The 17,801-nt window shown below is 39.9% G+C and carries 19 protein-coding genes and 1 riboswitch; of the genes, 1 reads left to right on the top strand and 18 read right to left on the bottom strand.

Annotation, left to right across the window (positions count from 1 at the left end; all coding sequences use genetic code 11):
* Window positions 1-43 precede the first annotated feature (43 nt).
* Together HU823_RS00095 and HU823_RS00090 are read right to left on the bottom strand one after the other, a co-directional pair.
* Window positions 44-1,720: a DAK2 domain-containing protein gene (locus tag HU823_RS00095; protein WP_197220767.1), complete on the bottom strand. Its 1,677-nt coding sequence runs from the start codon at window positions 1,718-1,720 to the stop codon at window positions 44-46.
* A gap of 15 nt (window positions 1,721-1,735) precedes the next feature.
* Window positions 1,736-2,098, bottom strand: a complete 363-nt coding sequence (locus HU823_RS00090) for an Asp23/Gls24 family envelope stress response protein (RefSeq protein ID WP_066240675.1) — start codon at window positions 2,096-2,098, stop codon at window positions 1,736-1,738.
* A gap of 234 nt (window positions 2,099-2,332) precedes the next feature.
* On the opposite strand from HU823_RS00090, the gene rpmB reads away from it, so the two are divergent.
* Window positions 2,333-2,521 (top strand): 50S ribosomal protein L28, encoded by a 189-nt coding sequence (rpmB, locus tag HU823_RS00085; protein WP_066240673.1) that lies wholly within the window; start codon window positions 2,333-2,335, stop codon window positions 2,519-2,521.
* Window positions 2,522-2,852: 331 nt separating this feature from the next.
* Here rpmB and spoVM read toward each other — a convergent pair whose 3' ends face one another.
* From spoVM to remA, 16 genes are all read right to left on the bottom strand, one after another.
* On the bottom strand, window positions 2,853-2,933 hold the full coding sequence (spoVM, locus tag HU823_RS00080; protein ID WP_007202502.1) for a stage V sporulation protein SpoVM: 81 nt from the start codon (window positions 2,931-2,933) through the stop codon (window positions 2,853-2,855).
* 103 nt (window positions 2,934-3,036) lie between these two features.
* On the bottom strand, window positions 3,037-3,681 hold the full coding sequence (locus tag HU823_RS00075; RefSeq protein ID WP_197220766.1) for a thiamine diphosphokinase: 645 nt from the start codon (window positions 3,679-3,681) through the stop codon (window positions 3,037-3,039).
* Window positions 3,678-4,250, bottom strand: a complete 573-nt coding sequence (gene thiT / locus HU823_RS00070; protein WP_197220765.1) for an energy-coupled thiamine transporter ThiT — start codon at window positions 4,248-4,250, stop codon at window positions 3,678-3,680. Before thiT ends, HU823_RS00075 begins: the two co-directional genes overlap by 4 nt.
* Window positions 4,251-4,338: 88 nt before the next feature.
* Window positions 4,339-4,445, bottom strand: a riboswitch (TPP riboswitch).
* 21 nt (window positions 4,446-4,466) lie between these two features.
* The gene (gene rpe / locus HU823_RS00065; protein ID WP_197220764.1) at window positions 4,467-5,114 is read right to left on the bottom strand and encodes a ribulose-phosphate 3-epimerase; all 648 of its coding nucleotides are present in this window, start codon (window positions 5,112-5,114) and stop codon (window positions 4,467-4,469) included.
* The gene (gene rsgA, locus HU823_RS00060; protein WP_144700848.1) at window positions 5,114-6,004 is read right to left on the bottom strand and encodes a ribosome small subunit-dependent GTPase A; all 891 of its coding nucleotides are present in this window, start codon (window positions 6,002-6,004) and stop codon (window positions 5,114-5,116) included. Before rsgA ends, rpe begins: the two co-directional genes overlap by 1 nt.
* A gap of 2 nt (window positions 6,005-6,006) precedes the next feature.
* Window positions 6,007-8,037 carry a Stk1 family PASTA domain-containing Ser/Thr kinase gene (gene pknB / locus HU823_RS00055; RefSeq protein ID WP_197220763.1) on the bottom strand — a complete coding sequence of 677 codons (2,031 nt, stop codon included), beginning with the start codon at window positions 8,035-8,037 and terminating at the stop codon, window positions 6,007-6,009.
* Window positions 8,034-8,792, bottom strand: a complete 759-nt coding sequence (locus HU823_RS00050) for a Stp1/IreP family PP2C-type Ser/Thr phosphatase (RefSeq protein WP_197220762.1) — start codon at window positions 8,790-8,792, stop codon at window positions 8,034-8,036. The genes pknB and HU823_RS00050 overlap by 4 nt, the downstream gene beginning before the upstream one ends.
* A 7-nt stretch (window positions 8,793-8,799) precedes the next feature.
* The gene (gene rlmN / locus HU823_RS00045; RefSeq protein ID WP_144700850.1) at window positions 8,800-9,885 is read right to left on the bottom strand and encodes a 23S rRNA (adenine(2503)-C(2))-methyltransferase RlmN; all 1,086 of its coding nucleotides are present in this window, start codon (window positions 9,883-9,885) and stop codon (window positions 8,800-8,802) included.
* A complete protein-coding gene (gene rsmB, locus HU823_RS00040) occupies window positions 9,878-11,251 on the bottom strand; it encodes a 16S rRNA (cytosine(967)-C(5))-methyltransferase RsmB (RefSeq protein WP_144700851.1) in 1,374 nt (457 codons plus the stop codon). The genes rlmN and rsmB overlap by 8 nt, the downstream gene beginning before the upstream one ends.
* A gap of 2 nt (window positions 11,252-11,253) precedes the next feature.
* Complete coding sequence (gene fmt, locus HU823_RS00035; RefSeq protein ID WP_197220761.1) at window positions 11,254-12,183, bottom strand: methionyl-tRNA formyltransferase; 930 nt, start codon at window positions 12,181-12,183, stop codon at window positions 11,254-11,256.
* A 2-nt stretch (window positions 12,184-12,185) separates the two neighbouring features.
* Window positions 12,186-12,659 carry a peptide deformylase gene (gene def, locus HU823_RS00030; RefSeq protein WP_144700857.1) on the bottom strand — a complete coding sequence of 158 codons (474 nt, stop codon included), beginning with the start codon at window positions 12,657-12,659 and terminating at the stop codon, window positions 12,186-12,188.
* A gap of 19 nt (window positions 12,660-12,678) precedes the next feature.
* Entirely contained in the window at window positions 12,679-15,087 is a 2,409-nt protein-coding gene (gene priA, locus HU823_RS00025) for a primosomal protein N' (RefSeq protein WP_144700859.1), read from the bottom strand.
* Complete coding sequence (gene coaBC, locus HU823_RS00020; protein WP_197221349.1) at window positions 15,084-16,292, bottom strand: bifunctional phosphopantothenoylcysteine decarboxylase/phosphopantothenate--cysteine ligase CoaBC; 1,209 nt, start codon at window positions 16,290-16,292, stop codon at window positions 15,084-15,086. Before coaBC ends, priA begins: the two co-directional genes overlap by 4 nt.
* Before the next feature lie 141 nt (window positions 16,293-16,433).
* Entirely contained in the window at window positions 16,434-16,640 is a 207-nt protein-coding gene (gene rpoZ / locus HU823_RS00015; RefSeq protein WP_144700863.1) for a DNA-directed RNA polymerase subunit omega, read from the bottom strand.
* Window positions 16,640-17,257, bottom strand: coding sequence for a guanylate kinase (gmk, locus tag HU823_RS00010; protein WP_066393532.1), 618 nt, complete (start codon window positions 17,255-17,257; stop codon window positions 16,640-16,642). The genes rpoZ and gmk overlap by 1 nt, the downstream gene beginning before the upstream one ends.
* Window positions 17,258-17,272: 15 nt before the next feature.
* Window positions 17,273-17,536: an extracellular matrix/biofilm regulator RemA gene (gene remA, locus HU823_RS00005; RefSeq protein WP_137789711.1), complete on the bottom strand. Its 264-nt coding sequence runs from the start codon at window positions 17,534-17,536 to the stop codon at window positions 17,273-17,275.
* Between the last annotated feature and the right edge of the window lie 265 nt (window positions 17,537-17,801).

Genomic DNA, 17,801 nt, shown 5'->3' with positions numbered 1-17,801 from the left:
CTTTATCATACTTTAAAGTTTAAGAGAGAATACTTTTCATTTTTTACTCTACTGATAAGATGAATGAATAGATCGGTTGCTTACCATTATGAATTTCAGCTTCCGCATCAGGATACTTTTCTTCAATAAATTCAGCAAGCTCCTGAGCTTCTTCTTCAGAGCTATCTTCACCATAGATGATCGTAACGATCTCTGAATCTTCATCGAGCATGTTGGAGAGAAGTTCTTTTGTAACTTCTTGTTTGTCTTTCTTAGAAGTTAGAATTTTCCCTTCAGATATTCCCATAAAATCACCTTTTGCAATTTCAACACCATCGATCGATGTGTCACGAACTGCATAAGTAACTTGACCTGACTTTACAGAAGTAACAGCTTCGTTCATCTTCTTTTCATTCTCAGCCATATCAGCTGAAGGATTGAAAGCTAATATAGAAGCGATACCTTGTGGCACTGTTTTTGTGCGGATGATTACAACTTTTTCATCAACAACACTTGCAGCTTGTTCAGATGCCATGATGATGTTGCTATTGTTCGGAAGGATGAACACTTTCTCAGCGTTTACCTCAGCAATTGCTTTTACGATATCTTCTGTACTTGGGTTCATCGTTTGTCCACCTTGGATAACCGATGCGCCCATCGATGAAAACATCTCTTCGATTCCCTCACCCATTGCAACTGTAACGATACCATATTCCTTTTTCTTCTCAGAAGTAGGTTGTGAGTACGAAGGGATTACTTCGTTCTCGCTCTCTAGGATCGCTGAGTGCTGCTCACGCATGTTTTCGATCTTGATATTGATCAAGCTGCCATAACGATGTGCAAGTGTTAGCATGTTACCAGGTTGTTCCGTATGGATGTGAACCTTTACTACGTCTTCATCAGCAACGACCAGTAAGGAATCACCATGTTGACTTAACTCATTACGGAAGTTGATCTCATCGAATGGATTACTTTTGATCTTTTTATCTTCGAACCTTACCATGAACTCTGTACAATATCCAAAGTGGATATCCTCCGTCTTCATGTGCATCTGTGCTTTATGATGCTCAGCGTTAACAAGTTCACCCATCGAAGGAGCATTTACTGAAACCTTTGGCAGTTCTTTGCCTTCTAGTACAGCCAAAAACCCTTCATAGACAGTGACTAACCCTTGTCCACCAGAATCAACAACGCCGACTTCTTTCAGAACTGGCAGTAAATCTGGCGTACGGTTTAAGGAAGCTTTCGATTCTTTAACAAGCTCTTTCATAATGTATAGAATATCGTCTGATTTTTTAGCTTCTTTAACTGCCTTTTTTGCAGCGTCTTTAGCTACAGTTAGAATCGTACCTTCTACTGGTTTCATAACAGCTTTGTAGGCAGTTTCAACACCTTTATCAAATGCATTGGCAAATTCAGCAGCGTTAATGGTTTCTTTTCCTTCGATTGATTTAGAGAATCCTCTAAACAATTGTGAAAGGATAACACCAGAGTTTCCGCGTGCTCCCATAAGTAAGCCTTTTGCAAAAGCACTGGCAACAGCGCCAATTTGATTAGACGTGTTTTTTTCTACTTCTTTTGCACCAGAAGTAATCGTTAAATTCATGTTCGTTCCTGTATCACCATCAGGTACAGGGAAAACATTAAGTGCGTCGACCATTGCTGCATTTCTTGTTAAATTTGAAGCACCCTCGAGTACCATTTTTGAAAACTTTTTTCCATCTAATACTTTTAAAGACACAAAACTTCCTCCTAACTAAGGGGTTGTCACCCTGACACCCTGAACGTAGATATTGACTGAGTCAACCGCCAAACCAAGCATTTGATCCAGGGTATATTTCACTTTGTTCTGAACGTTATGAGCCACTTCAGAAATCTTTGTTCCATAACTAACGATGATATACATATCAATATGTACTTCATCTTCTTCTTGTCGAACAACGATCCCTCGGGAGAAATTTTCACGTCCTAAAAGCTCAGTTATTCCATCCTTTAATTGCTTCCTTGATGCCATGCCAACAATTCCGTAACAATCAATTGCGGCTCCACCGGCGATAGTTGCAATTACTTCATTAGAAATATCAATTTGACCATAGGTTGTTTTCATTTCAATGGACATGCTTACATCCCCCTTTAATTTGTTAAATGGCTAACAAATATTTTACTATATATCAGCCTATTTTGAAAGGACTACTACATTTCACACTATGTAAATAGTATTGTCAAGGAAATTTACTTGAAAACCTTTTACGAATATGTTGCATTGCTTCTGAAGTCATGCTAATATTATTTAGTATTTAACATACGATTGAATTGATGCAAAGCTTTTTTGCTGTAAAGGAGGTTCACCTACATGGCTCGTAAATGTTTTATTACTGGAAAAGGACCTAAAACTGGTAACAAGCGTTCTCACGCAATGAACAAATCAAAGAAAAGCTGGGGAGCTAACGTCCAAAAGGTTCGTATTCTTGTGGACGGAAAGCCTAAACGCGTATACGTATCTGCTCGTGCCCTTAAATCTGGCAAAGTTGAACGTGTATAAATAAAAACAGCAGCAGCCGCTGCTGTTTTTTTCTTTGTCCAAAAAGCGCTTTGATAACCAAAATAGATTCAAGTGGACAGTATTTTTAAAAAAGGCGACAGTAAAAAGCTGAAAGCGGACAGTATTTTCTTTAAACTGGACAGTAAATCTTTAAAACCGGACAGTATTTTATTATATACAAAGATCCTTCCTAAAATATTTCTCTTCCATTCATGGGAAGGGTGCAACCTGCACCGGAAATCAACTACTCTCAAAGAACCCCCACTTATAAACGTAAGCAATCATTCATAAAAACCAAACAAAAAAAGCGCACAAGCGCTTTTTTTGTTTGTTATCCTTTTTTGAAAGAACCTAAGACGGCACGTACGAAGCCTCCCAAGAATTTAGGAAGTTTAATGGTATAAAATTTCATCTTACCCCTCCTCCAGGCCCATAAAAAATGATAAGAGCTAAACATAAATACTTTATTCCCCTTTTATAAAAAGGTGCTTTGGGGGCCTGTATTCCGTGATTTTTTAATCACGGCTCTTTACCATCAATATTATGCCGGAGTCAAAAGAATAAGTACCACTTTTATTTACAAGCTCATTGGAAACACATAATGATGATCCAGCCTGAAGCTTAGCTTGTTCTAACGGATATTTAAATCCCTCTAGAGTTATGCCTGTCACTTCTTCACTTTGAGCCAGAAATGAGACATATGAGTATCTATGATCTTGCTCAATATCATAGCATCCCGGTAAATGTAGAGAGATTTCATTCCTGTTATCAATAATTTTAACTTCTGTACGTACTCTCAGAGATCGATATAATAATTGGATGTTCATTAATTCGTGATCTAACCTTCCGCCAGTAGCGCCGAATATGAGTATTTGTTCCGGATCTTGTTTCAACGCCCACTCTAGTGCGAGCTCCATGTCTGTTGCATCTTTTTCTGATTGATATTGATTCACTTTTATGGATGAGTCTAAAATAATTTTTTTCTCATCATCAGAAACAGAATCAAAATCGCCAAATGCATGCTGTGGGAAGATGCCATTTTTTAATAGAAAGAGCGTTCCTCTGTCGACTCCGATCCAATTGTGATTCCTTTTGAAATCATAGGGCTTTAGATCAGGGATCAGATGTTTAGGACCACCTGCGACGATGCTTATCTTCATGCTGCTTGGTGATGACCATTACGTGCGGCATGTAGTAGTTTCGGTGCTGTATTCGTTAATAGAATGACAACTAGCGCCGTAATCGCAAAAATAACAACCATGAATGATCCGTTGTATAAGAACGAATAAAGCCAAACATTCATTTCTTTTGGAGCAAATTCACTAAAGAAAATAACACCAGATAACACATGTGAAATCAACCTTAACGTACATCCTACAAAAATCCCAAGAACCATTAAAGCTGTTCTTTTTGATTTATTTTGAGCAAGTGATGGTGCGAATGCACCTGCTACTCCCGCTAAAGCAAAAGCAAGCGGATAATCAAGTATAACTTGTGCAAAATAATAGATTTGAGGATTGATAAGAAGTTGTAACAACCCAACGACTAATCCGGTAAAAACCCCTGCTTTTAAACCTCTTCTAAATGCTAATAGAAAAATAGGAACCATTTCGAGAGACACCGATCCACCTTGTGGCCAAATCCCTTTGAAGCTGATCAATCCTAAAATGAGTGAAAGTGCAGCCATGATCGCAATTTCAGCCATTAATAGTACTTTACCATTGTTCATTAATACTCCCCCTAGTAAGTCGATCGAATAAAAACAAAAAAAGCAACCGGCATGTGAGCTCGGTTGCTTTTGAGATATACATTCAAAAAGTCATACGACTCCACATCCCTACGCAGGTATGATCCAGCTTCAGGTTCAAAGGGTCGGGAGAACACTCCCCTCTCAGCCCTTTAAAGGACTCCCCCTGTGGTTGCTTATTTTATTTTCTGTAATCAATTATACACCACGAATGGCTTCTATTGCACCCTTTAAATCTTTCTTCCCATAAATGGCAGAACCAGCAACTAATACATTCGCACCTGCTTCAACACAAAGACGAGCGGTTTTTGGATTCACTCCACCATCAACTTCAATCTCAACATTCAATCCTTGTGTTTTTACGAGATCAGATACTTCTTTAATCTTAGGAACCACACTCTCAATGAACGCTTGTCCTCCAAAACCAGGATTTACTGTCATCAACAATACAAGGTCAACATCTTGAAGTATATGTCTGATAGAGTCTACTGAAGTAGCTGGATTTATAACCACTCCAGCTTTTACTCCATGTTGTTTAATAAGTTGCACCGTTCGATGAAGATGTGGTGATGCTTCTACATGTACAGAAATAATATCTGCACCTGCTTTTGCGAATTCTTCAATATATCGATCTGGATTTTCTATCATAAGATGTACATCTAATGGAAGCTTCGTAATTGGTCGAATCGCTTGAACAACAAGTGGTCCGATCGTGATGTTCGGTACGAAATGGCCATCCATCACATCAACATGAATATAATCCGCACCTGCTTCTTCAACAGCTTTTATATCATCGCCTAACTTTGAGAAGTCAGCGGAAAGAATGGAAGGAGCTATTTTAATCATCAGTACCTCCGTTTTTGATCTTTAATTTCTTGTAAAAAGCTTACGTAGTGGTCATAGCGGAACTTTGGAACGACTCCATCCTCTACCCCTTTTTTAACTGCACATTTTGGTTCCGACGTATGTGAGCACCCTCTGAACTTGCAATCTCCGCGAAGCTCGTTCATCTCTGGAAAGTACATCGATAAGTCTTCTGCTTCAATGTTTAAGAAGTCTAATGAGCTGAACCCAGGCGTATCAGCAACTAACCCATTACCGAAAAGAATGAGTTCCACATGACGAGTCGTGTGCTTCCCTCGGCCTAAATGGCTTGAGATCTCGTTTGTTTCAAGCATTAACTCTGGATTGATCGCATTTAAAAGGGAAGACTTACCTACACCAGACTGCCCTGCAAAGACGGTAACTTTATCTTTGAAAAGCGGATAAAACATTTCAAGACTATCATCTGTTTTCGTCGAAGTTGGAATGACTTCGTAACCTAGTGTTTTGTACGCCTCAATATAATGGTTGATCTCCTCAATATCATCAGCTTTCTGTATAAGGTCCATTTTCGAGATACAAATAACAGGCAAAATATCGTTCGCTTCGATGTGAACAAGGAAACGGTCTAATAAAAGCGTGCTAAAATCAGGTTCAGTAGCTGAAAAAACAAGAATAGCTTGGTCTACGTTCGCGATAGGAGGACGAACTAATTCGTTTCTGCGTTCCTTCACATCAAGAATGTATCCATCTGTTATATTGCTTGACTCGTATTCTACCCAGTCCCCTACTAACGGATTTACTTTCTTTTTGCGGAAATTTCCTCTTCCTCTGCATTGGAAAACTTCAGCTTTTCCATTTTCCTTAACGTAATAAAAACCGGCTAGCGCTTTAACAATTCTTCCTTCAGGCATGCTTAATCACCATCGTCCCCTTCCTCATCATCTCTACTCATCCGTCCACTAGCACCTCTAGCGTCATCATAATTGATCGTCTCAGATTCCTCTTCTTCTCCGTTGATATACACAACGTATGAAGCAGAGCCACCTTCAGCGATCGTTAATGGCAGCTTATATTTCTTTTTGTCTGTAATCTGTTCTTCCACAAACACTTCATTTGAGGCGTTCTTATCCGAATATACAATCTTAACTGTAACGGGTTCTCTTTTGTCCTTTTTATCTACCTTAACTTCAATATCTTTCGTTATCGTGCGGTCTTCTGCTGGTGGTTCTTCTTCAGCTGGCGGTGGTTCTTCTTCTACTGTTTCAGGACCATCAGAAAGAACTACAGAGATCGTTGCTCCTTTTTCTACTTGTGTAAAAGGCGAAGGATCCTGCGAGATTACTCTGCCTTTTTCGACTGTATCAGAGAACTCTTTTGAAAATTCAACTGTCAGACCAGCATTGTCGGCAAATGTTTTTACATCTTGTTCAGATGCACCGATCAAATTCTCAACTTGAACCGACGGAGTTCCTGAACTAACGGTTAGTGTAACTTCCGTTTCTGCAGGTGTTACTTTTTCATCGCGATCAGGACTTTGTTCGAGCACGGTACCTTCAGGTTCAGAGTCTGACTCTTCATAGTTGATATTGATCTGTGAGAAGCCATCTTCTTTCAAACGTTCTTTCGCATCTTCTATATTATACCCTTCTACATCAGGCATATTTTCCTTTTCAGGGCCTTTTGATACGAATAACGTGACGATTGCCTGCTGTTTTACTTTTGTTCCAGGAGATGGGTCTTGTCTTACTACAAGACCTTCTTCAATCTCGGGATCAAATACTTCCTGCCGTTTCACTTCAAGACCTTCAGCTCTCAAGCTATCGAAAGCATCGACATATTCTTCTCCCGCTACATCAGGAACACTCACTTCTTCAACATAAAAGATTGAAGGCATCATCGTAAAAGCAGCAATTCCAGCACCACCTAATAAAAGGAGTGAGATAAGTATAATAAGCCACCAATTTCGTTTTTTCTTAGGTTTCTCAGGCTTTTTTTCTTTTATTTCTTCTCCTTCAGCTTCCACTTTCTTTACCGGTGTCTCGACAGGTGGTACGACGATAGGAGGAATGTACTTTGTTTTTTCATCTTCCTCGCTTTCTTCGTTCCACTTTTGTTCATACATACGGTCTGGATCTAATGCCGAATTCATATCGTTCAACAGTTCATCAGCACTGTTATATCTTCTTAATGGGTTTTTGGCTAACGACTTCAAGACGATGTTCTCTACACTTTGTGGGATCTCAGGGTTCAACCTTCGCGGTTCGATCACGTTTTCTTGAAGGTGCTTTAACGCAACAGAAACCGGTGAATCTCCAACGAACGGTACTCTTCCTGTAACCATTTCGTAGAGTACAGCTCCAAATGAATAAATATCCGATTTTGCGTTAGCGATCCCCCCTCTTGCTTGTTCAGGTGAAAAGTAATGAACAGAACCAAGAATAGAGTTTGTATGCGTGATCGTAGCTGAAGTAATGGCGAGCGCGATCCCAAAGTCTGTTAACTTAGCTGTACCGTTATCTGTAATTAATATATTATGCGGTTTAATATCGCGATGTATGATTCCATGATCATGAGCGACCGCCATCCCTGAAACGATCTGCTTCATAATATGCAAAGATTCTTCTACAGATATTTTTCCATGTTCTTTTATGTATTGCTTTAGTGTTTTTCCTTGCACATATTCCATCACGATAAAATAGATCTCTTCATCTTCTCCAACATCATAGATGCTCACGATGTTCGGATGGTTAAGACTTGTTGCTGATTCAGCTTCTCTTTTAAATCGTCTGATGAAATCTTCATCTTTATTAAACTCTGAACGTAGAACTTTTACTGCCACATCTCTATCTAAAATTAAATCTTTTGCTCGATAAACGATGGCCATTCCGCCGTCACCAATTACTTCTAAAAGCTTGTAGCGGCCACTGACTCTTTTTCCTATCATGTTATTGCTTCCCCTTTTGTTTCTGTGTCAGAACTATTCTGTATAAGGATAGCAGTAATGTTATCTTCTCCACCGGCATCTTTGGCCCAAGTGATCAATCGTTCTACCTTCTCAGTAACAGATTCCATAGGATCTTGAAATACTTCTTGTATACGTTTGGACGATACTTTATCTGATAGACCGTCCGAACAAAGCAAAAGATAGTCACCGTTCTGCCAAGTGATCGTGTTTAACTCAGCTTCAACGGTTACATCAGTACCCACAGCTTTCATGATCATGTTTCTTCTCGGATGAATCTCTGCCTCATCCTCAGTAATCTGACCGGATTTCACCAATTCTTGGACAAGTGAGTGATCATCTGTCACTCGTTTCAGTTCACCATTTGAATACAGATAACATCGGCTGTCACCGATATGAGCGACTGTAATCTCTTTGTTCGTACCTAAAGCAGCCACAACTGTAGTGCCCATACCTCTCGTTTCAGGATTCTCCTGAGAAAAATCAAAGATATGTTTATTCGTGTCTTTTAAAACATTCTGAATCCAATCTTTTACGTTTTCCATATTTTCTTCAAATTGAGACCATGCTTCTTTCATCACTTTCAGGGCTTCTTGGCTAGCGATATCACCAGCTTTATGTCCACCCATACCATCTGCGATAACTGCAAGAAAGTGTTCACCCTTTGTGAACACTTCCCCGCTGTCTTCATTATGCTTCCTTACCATTCCAACGTCTGTTTGAAAGGCAATTTGCATCTTCCCGTCACCTCGTCTCTTCTTTACGTTCCTTCGCACGCAGCTGACCGCATGCAGCATCAATATCATGACCTTGTTCTCTTCTGATGGTGGCATTAATGCCTCTTGAGGTTAACGTCTCTAAGAACTTAAAAATTTGTGTTTTTGGTGTTCGGACATAGTCTCTTTCTGGTACATAGTTTACAGGAATAAGGTTTACGTGACACTTAATATCTTTGATCAGATCTGCTAACTCATTCGCGTGTTCTACAGAATCGTTAACTTTACCGAACAGACCGTATTCAAACGTCACACGTCGTCCCGTCTTTTTAATGTAATAACGAATAGAATCCATCAATTCATTTAACGGATACATTCTGTTTACCGGCATCAATCGGCTTCTCGTCTCCGTGTTCGGCGCATGCAAAGAAATCGCGAAATTAATCTGCATTCCTTCGTCGGCGAACTTGTAGATGTATGGTACAACACCACTTGTTGAGATCGTAATGTGTCGGGCTCCGATATTAAGGCCTTGATCGTGGTTGATAATCTTTAGGAACGACATCAGTCCTTCATAGTTATCAAAAGGCTCACCGATCCCCATAACAACTACTGAACTTACTCTTTCTTCTGTTTCATCAAGTGCGCGCTGAACTTGAAGAACTTGAGCTACGATCTCACCAGCTAGTAGATTACGTTTCAGTCCACCTAATGTAGAAGCACAGAACGTACAACCTAAACGGCACCCTACTTGAGTTGTTACACAAATACTATTTCCATATTCATGTCTCATAAGAACTGTTTCAATCGAATAACCGTCTTGAAGCTCGAATAAAAATTTAATCGTGCCATCAGAAGATTCCTGACGGACAACTTCTTTTAATGGTTTGATATAAAAATCTTTCTCCAGCTTCTCACGAAGACCTAATGGGAGGTTCGTCATCTCCTCAAAAGAAGACACACGTTTTTTATACAGCCATTCAAAGATCTGTTTTCCTCTGAACTTTGGTTCTCTTATATCAGTAAGCCACGCTTCTAACTCATGAAGTTCTAAAGAAAAGATAGAAGGTTTGATATTTGGTTTTGTTTGTTTCTCTGTTAAAGGTTTAAGCATGTTTCTCACCACCTGTTGTCTTTTTTCTGTATGCTGCTATATAGAATCCGTCACTATTAAAATAATGAGGCATGATCTGAATATCTGACCTACCATCTATTATATAGGATTTTATGTTATTCGGCATTTTTTCCGCAAATTGGGAATCCCACTCAAAATCTGGATGGTTTGTTAAGAACCAATCTGCAACGTTATCGTTTTCTTCTTTATCAACTGTACACGTACTGTACACGAGCAGTCCGCCATCCTTGACCATATCTGAAGCAGCATGCAAGATATCTCTTTGAATGTTCGTCAATCTCGTCACATCTTCTTCTGATTTTGACCATTTGAGATCAGGCTTTTTACGAATAACACCGAAACCGCTGCAAGGCGCATCTACAAGAACTCTATCAAATGTTCCTGATTCAAACTGATCAGATACTTTTCGTGCATCTAACACGGATGCTTCAATATTTTCAAGTCCAAGACGTTCTGCTTGTCTTTTGATCAAGTCAATCTTATGAGCATGAAGGTCTAAGGAAACAACCTTTCCTTCTCCTTGCATCAGTTCTGCCATATGTGTTGACTTTCCACCAGGTGCAGCGCAAGTATCAAGAATCGTTTCTCCAGGAACAGGATCAACGGCCCGTGCCACTAACATTGAACTTTCGTCTTGGATCGTTACGAGACCTTGTTTATATACATCAGTTGCTGGAAGATAGCCTTCCTTAACGATGATACCTTCAGGAGACAATTCTCCTTCTTCTGCTACAATTCCTTCTTCTAAGAGAAGCTCCAAAACGTCTTTTCTATTGCTTTTCTTCGTGTTTACTCTTGCAGTCACGGGAGAAGCTAGTAAGTTAGATTGTGCCATCTTCTCCGCATCTTCTTGTCCGAACTGATCTCTCCAGCGATCAAACAACCATTGAGGCATACTGTAAGAAAGAGCTTCTTTTTCAGCACCTTCTGAAGCTTTCTTATCCATGGCTTCTGTTCCTTCTCGCTGAAGTTTACGTAAAATTCCGTTTACGAGACCGGCTAGCCCTTGGTTTCCGCGTTCTTTCGTTATCTCTACAGCCTCATGAATAATCGCATGATCAGGAACTCTATCTAAATATAACATCTGAAAAATAGATAGTCTTAGTAAAGAAAGAACCCAACGGTCTTTTTTCTTTATCGGTTTGTTCAACAATTGATCCATATAAAAATCAATCGTGTTTTTTCGTTGTATCGTTCCGTACACGATATTTGTCAGTAGTGCTTTATCTACACTCTTCATGTTCGAGTTCTGCAATGTTTGATTCAATTGTAAATTGCTATAAGCCTGGTTCTGTTCTATTTTTAGTAAAACGTCCAGGGCGATCGCCCTAATGTTGTTATCCAACTCTACTCACCTAATCTCAAGCCTTTTGAAATGCTTGCTCCTTTAAGATAATCACTTGCTAACATTCTCTTTTTTCCAGAAAGCTGCAAGTCTGTAATGATAATGCTTGTTTTGTTTCCTGTTGCGACCTGAAGACCTTTTTCGTGAACACCGATTACAGTCCCAGGATCACCATCAGTACTTGTTTCTTTCTTTTCACCCCACCATACTTTAAGCGGCTGTCCGTTCAAATACGTATAAGCAACCGGCCATGGGTGTAGCCCACGAATGTGGTTATAAATGTCTTCACCAGACATTGTCCAATCGATCTTTTCTTGATCACGAGTGATGTTCCAAGCAAATGAAACTTCTTCATCTACCTGTGGCACAGGGTCTAGTTTTCCAGCAACAAGTTGAGGAATGGTTTCAGACAATAACTTTGCGCCTGCTGCACTCAACTTATCGTGCATCGAACCAACGTGATCATTTTCTTCGATTTCAACTTCAACTTGGGTAAGTATATCACCTGCATCTAATTTTTCAACCATATACATGATTGTGATCCCCGTCTTAGTGTTTCCGTCCATGATACTTTTGTGGATCGGAGCACCTCCGCGATACTTTGGAAGCAATGATGCATGAACATTGATACATCCATGCTGAGGTGTTTCAAGAATCGCTTTTGGTAAAATCTGTCCATATGCTGCTGTGACGATTAAGTCTGGTTGAAGAGCGATGATGTCTTCATAGTCTTCTCGCAGTTTAATAGGCTGATACACAGAAATTCCATGTTTTAAAGCTTCCTCTTTAACAGGAGTCTGCTTGATTTCTTTTTTTCTGCCGACTGGCTTGTCAGGCTGTGTGACAACACCAACGACATTGTAGCCATCTTCAACGAGCTGACGAAGAACAGGTACGGAAAAATCAGGTGTTCCCATAAATAATACTTTCATGTTTATCCCTCCAGTTCTTCCGTCTCGTAATATTCGATTACTTTTGATGTAAACAAGATTCCATGCAGGTGATCGATTTCATGTTGGATGGCACGAGCAAGAAAATCACTTGCTTTTAATGTAAACTCTTTTCCGTTTACATCGTAAGCTGTAACGGTAACTTCAAAAGGTCGTTCGACTTCACCAAATAATCCTGGGAAACTTAAACAGCCTTCAGGGCCACTCTGGCTGCCAGAAGCTTTTTTAATAACTGGGTTTATTAGAACAAGCTGACCCGTTTCGTCTCCAATATCTACAACTGCGATCTGTTCTGCAATTCCGATCTGTGGTGCAGCGAGTCCAACTCCTTCTGCCTCATACATCGTCTCAAACATATCTTCAACTAACTTCTTTAACTTTTTATCGAATGTTTTTACTGGTTCACATTCTGTCTCTAACACTGGATGTGGATGTTCTACAATTTTAAGAATGGTCATTTTGTATCTCCTTAACTAGCTACATAAGTGTTTGGGCGTTTAAATCACCCGTTATCTGAAGATCTTTGATCTCTTTATCTTTTTGAAAATGAGCAATAATCTCTTCAAACCAGGTTCTTAGCTCTGGCTCATTTTTGTATTTTATCATGACCTGATAGCGATATCTATCCTTCACGCGTGCAATGGGTGAAGTTACAGGTCCAAGAAGCAGACTCTCCGGTGATAACCTCTTCGATAGGTAGGTTGCTGCTTTCTCGCTCGCTTCAACCACTTGCATGAGGTCTAGATGACTGAACGTTAACAAACCTAAATAATAAAAGGGTGGATACTGATGAAGTTTCCGCGTTTGCATCTCTTGATTATAAAAGGTGTGAAAATCGTGCTTGGCTGCTAATTGAATGCTGTAATGCTGAGTATCATATCCTTGTACAATAACCTTTCCCTCAAGTTCGTGTCTGCCTGCACGGCCACTCACTTGTGTGAGAAGCTGGAAGGTTTTTTCGGAAGCTCTAAAGTCTGGAAGATGAAGCATCGTATCTGCAGCCAAAACGCCTACTAATGTTACTTTTGGAAAATCCAGCCCTTTTGCGATCATCTGTGTACCGAGCAGGATGTCAGCTTCACCATTTTCAAAGGCCGTTAACAACTTCTCATGACTGCCTTTCTTTGAAGTCGTATCAACATCCATCCGAATCACGCGTGCTTCAGGAAGTACTTTTGCAAGTTCTTCTTCAACTTTCTGTGTTCCTGTTCCAAAAAAACGGATATGTTCGGAAGTACAACTAGGGCAAACAGAAGGTGTACTCTCTTTATAACCGCAATAATGGCATTTTAATTCACCAAAACGTTTATGGTAGGTTAAAGAAATGTCACAGTGAGGACATTGTGCTACATAGCCACAATCTCTGCAAAGAATAAAAGAAGCATAGCCTCTTCTGTTCAAGAACAATACCGACTGTTCTCCTTTTTGAAGTCCGTTCTTCAGCTTGTCCATCAGAGCAAGAGAAAACATAGAGCGGTTCCCGTTCTTCAGTTCCTCTCTCATATCTACTATGGTGACTTCTGGCATCGGATTAGCATGTACGCGGTTAGCTAGCTCCGCTAATTGATACCTTCCTTTTTGAGCTCTTGCATATGTTTCAAGTGCCGGTGTTGCACTTCCAAGGACGATTGGACACGAATGATAGTTTCCTCTCCATATCGCCACATCTCGTGCGTGATAGCGCGGGTGATCTTCTTGTTTATAGCTTGTTTCGTGCTCTTCATCGATGATGACGATTCCTAAGTTTTGAAACGGAGCAAAGATCGCGGATCGCGCTCCAACAACGACGGAAACTTCTTTTCTAAGAATCTTTCGCCATTCATCATATTTTTCTCCAATTGATAATCCACTATGAAGAACCGCAACTGCACTACCGAAACGACCTTTAAAGCGGTTTACCATCTGCGGTGTTAAAGAGATCTCAGGTACGAGTACGATAGCTTCTTTTCCTTTATCCAGTACATTTTGGATGGACTGCAGATAGATCTCTGTTTTCCCACTTCCTGTTACACCATGGAGAAGGACCGTTTTATGTTCATTGTTCTCGATAGCTTGAAGAATCGGTTTAATCGCATTTCCTTGGTTTTCAGTTAATGCAAGAGGCTGTGTTCGTTTCATAGTACGGCCTTGAAACGGGTCACGATAGACCTCTTTTTCTTCTATAGAAAGAATTCCTTTTTTCGATAGTGTTTGTGATGTTGAGAGAGTAGCTCCTGTTTCATTTAAAATCTCCTGCAGAGGGTACTCTCCATCAGGCCGATGTAAGAGTTCTAAAAGGATCGCCTTTTGCTTTTCAGCATTTTTATTCAGCTTTTGAACCTGTTCTTCAGTTATAGCCCGGTCTCTTATAGAAACGAATTTTTGCTTCTTTTTATTCGCTTTATTTTTAACTTTATAAACAACTTCAAAAATTCCTTCTTTCGCTAACGACTGCAAAAGTGGTAACAGATCAGGATTTGATTTTGTCACATCACTAACGTGAATCTCGTTGTTGACTGAAAGAAGGGGACGTATCGAATCAGGAAGTTTATCAGATTTTATCACTTGAAATGACTTTTCATAAGTGGCTTTCATCGCAGCTGGCAACATAGCTTGATAAGCCGTAATGTAAAAACTAAGTGTATTCTCAGCCAGCCAACTTCCTAACTCGATCAGTTCGGACGTTAACACAGGTAACGGGTCCAGAATCTCCGTAATGTTTTTCATTCCTTTTACCGTAGATGCTGATTTCACCTCTAAGATAAAACCTTGAAGCTTTCTCGGTCCAAAAGGGACGATCACACGCATTCCCGGTTCTGCCCACTTTTCCCAAGCAGCTGGAATTTTATAGTCAAAGGTTTTGTTTACACTTCCAGAAGGTATGTCAACTACGACTGCCGCGATCATCTTTTCATCAATTCCATAACTTCTATTAATATTTCATGTGCTGCATTTTCCTTTGACAGAATCGGCAGTACCTTCTTAGATCCATCCTTCTTAATCATTATGATCTCGTTCGTGTCGCTTCCAAAACCTGAGCCTTCTTTCGACACATCATTACCTACAACCATATCTAGATTTTTACGAATCATCTTATCTTTTGCATAGTTCTCAAGATTTTCTGTCTCTGCCGCAAATCCTACTAATACTTGATGCTCTTTTTTCTCGCCAAGGGACTGCAGGATATCGATCGTCTTTTTCATCTCGATCGTCCAAAGATCTTCTTTCTTCTTAAATTTCTTTGAATGAACCGTGACGGGTGTATAATCTGCTACAGCAGCACATTTAATAACCACATCTTGTTCATGAAAACGAGACATTGTCGCTTCAAACATATCTTTAGTGGAAACTATTCTTTCAATAGTAATGCCTTCGGGTTCTGGTAATGCGGTTGGACCTGTAACAAGGGTCACATCTGCACCTAGTTTTTTTGCAACTGATGCGATCGCATATCCCATCTTGCCTGAAGAGTGGTTTGTAAAGTAACGAACAGGATCCAATTCTTCTCTAGTTGGACCAGCTGTTACGAGTATTTTTTTCCCTGTTAACGGCTTATCTAAAGCCTTATCTTCATTAAAATAAGCATGAACAGATTCTATCAATTCTTCTGGTTCTGCAAGTCTTCCTTTACCTATCCATCCACATGCTAAGAGCCCTTCATTCGGTTCGATGAAACGCCATCCGAATGAAGCTAATGTTTCCATATTCTTTTTAACTGCAGGATGGTTAAACATGTTTACATTCATCGCAGGTGCGATCAAAACGTCAGCTTTTGTTGCGAGCAATGTTGTTGTGAGCATGTCATCTGCGATTCCGTTAGCTAGCTTTCCGATCGAGTTTGCTGTCGCTGGAGCGATCAGAACAAGATCTGCCCAGTCTGCAAGGTCGATGTGACTAACAACTGCAGGATCTTTTTCCTCAAACGTATCTGTATAAACTTCTTCTCTTGTCAGCGTTTGAAAGGTAAGTGGTGTGATGAACTTTTGTGCAGATTCGGTAAGGATCACTTTAACTTCGTATCCATTTTGAAATAATCTACTTGCGACTGTCGCCGCTTTATATGCAGCTATTCCGCCTGAAACAGCTAGCAATATTTTCTTCTTTTCCATAATGAACCCCTTCCGCCGCTCATGACTTATACATGCTAACTCTATTTTACAGCATTTATATGTATTAAAAAATGTATTGAAATCTGTCGAGAACAAAAAAATAACAACCTTTAGTCAAGGTTGTATATTTTTTCGCTTGTTCTATTAATCTTCTGGTGTTTCTCCGACTTTCATCAGTATACCGGATTGAATTTCTTCAAGTGCTTTACCGACAAACTTGTGTGATACAGGTTTTGCGATCTGTTGATTATCGTATTTTTGAATCTCTCTAGCACGCTTAGAACTAAGAGTAACTAATGAGTATTTTGAATCGATCTTTTCCATAAGAGAATCGATGGATGGATATAGCATTATTTGTCATCTCCTAAAATTTTTTCGTATTTTGGACGAACTCGGTCTACTCGGCAATGCTCCGTGGTAATGATTGCTTTGATTCGATTGCAAGCAGCATCGATCTCATCATTCACTACAGAATAATCATAGTGTCTCATGAGTTCGATTTCTTCCTTAGCTACAGACATGCGGTTGTTGATCAAATCTTCTGTCTCAGTACCGCGTCCAACAATACGACTTCTTAACTCATCCAGACTAGGCGGTGTTAAAAAGATGAACACACCTTCTGGAAAAATATTTTTAACTTGAAGTGCACCCTGTACCTCGATTTCTAAGATAACGTCTTTACCTTCATCAAGCGTACTATTCACATATTCAATCGGTGTTCCATAATAGTTGCCAACATATTCTGCCCACTCGAGCAGCTGTTTATTTTCAATCATATCAAGGAACTCTTCTTTTGTTTTAAAGAAGTATTCTACCCCATGCCGTTCGCCTTCACGCGGCTTTCTAGTCGTTGCTGAAACGGAATATTGAATGTCCAGCTTTTGTTCACGAAGTGCTTTACACACCGTTCCTTTTCCAACACCCGACGGACCGGAAAGAACAAACAGAATGCCTCTTTCTTTTTCCATAAAAACCTCCACAACCTAACTTTCTTCTGAGCCCTCATCAACCGACATCAGTCTGTGAGCTACTGTTTCAGGCTGAACAGCTGACAAGATGACATGATCACTGTCAGTCACAACAACCGCTCTCGTTCTACGGCCATATGTAGCATCAATCAGCATGTTTTTTTCTCGTGCGACCGTGATTAATCGTTTAATCGGTGCAGATTCAGGACTGACTACCGCAATAATTCGGTGAGCAGCAACAATATTTCCGTACCCAATATTAATTAATTTCATCTTCAAACGCCCCTAACCTGCTACTATTCTAGCCAAATGGAATAACGGGTCATACGCTAATTGTACGATATTGTGAAAAACTGTACACATGTTCTTATATTTTAGCACATAAATCCTGAAATCTAAACTAATTTCCCTATTTTTAAGGAAATAGCGTAAAAAAGTTGAAAGCTACATCTTCTAGCTTGTACAGCTTCGAAGTCTGGAATCGCTCATAAAAATCTGGAATCGCTCATAAAAGTCTGGAATCGCTCATAAAAGTCTGGAATCG

It is taken from the genome of Fictibacillus sp. 18YEL24 (assembly GCF_015903855.1).
Lineage (GTDB): Bacteria > Bacillota > Bacilli > Bacillales > Fictibacillaceae > Fictibacillus > Fictibacillus phosphorivorans_C.
This window is presented reverse-complemented; position numbering and strand designations above follow the sequence as displayed.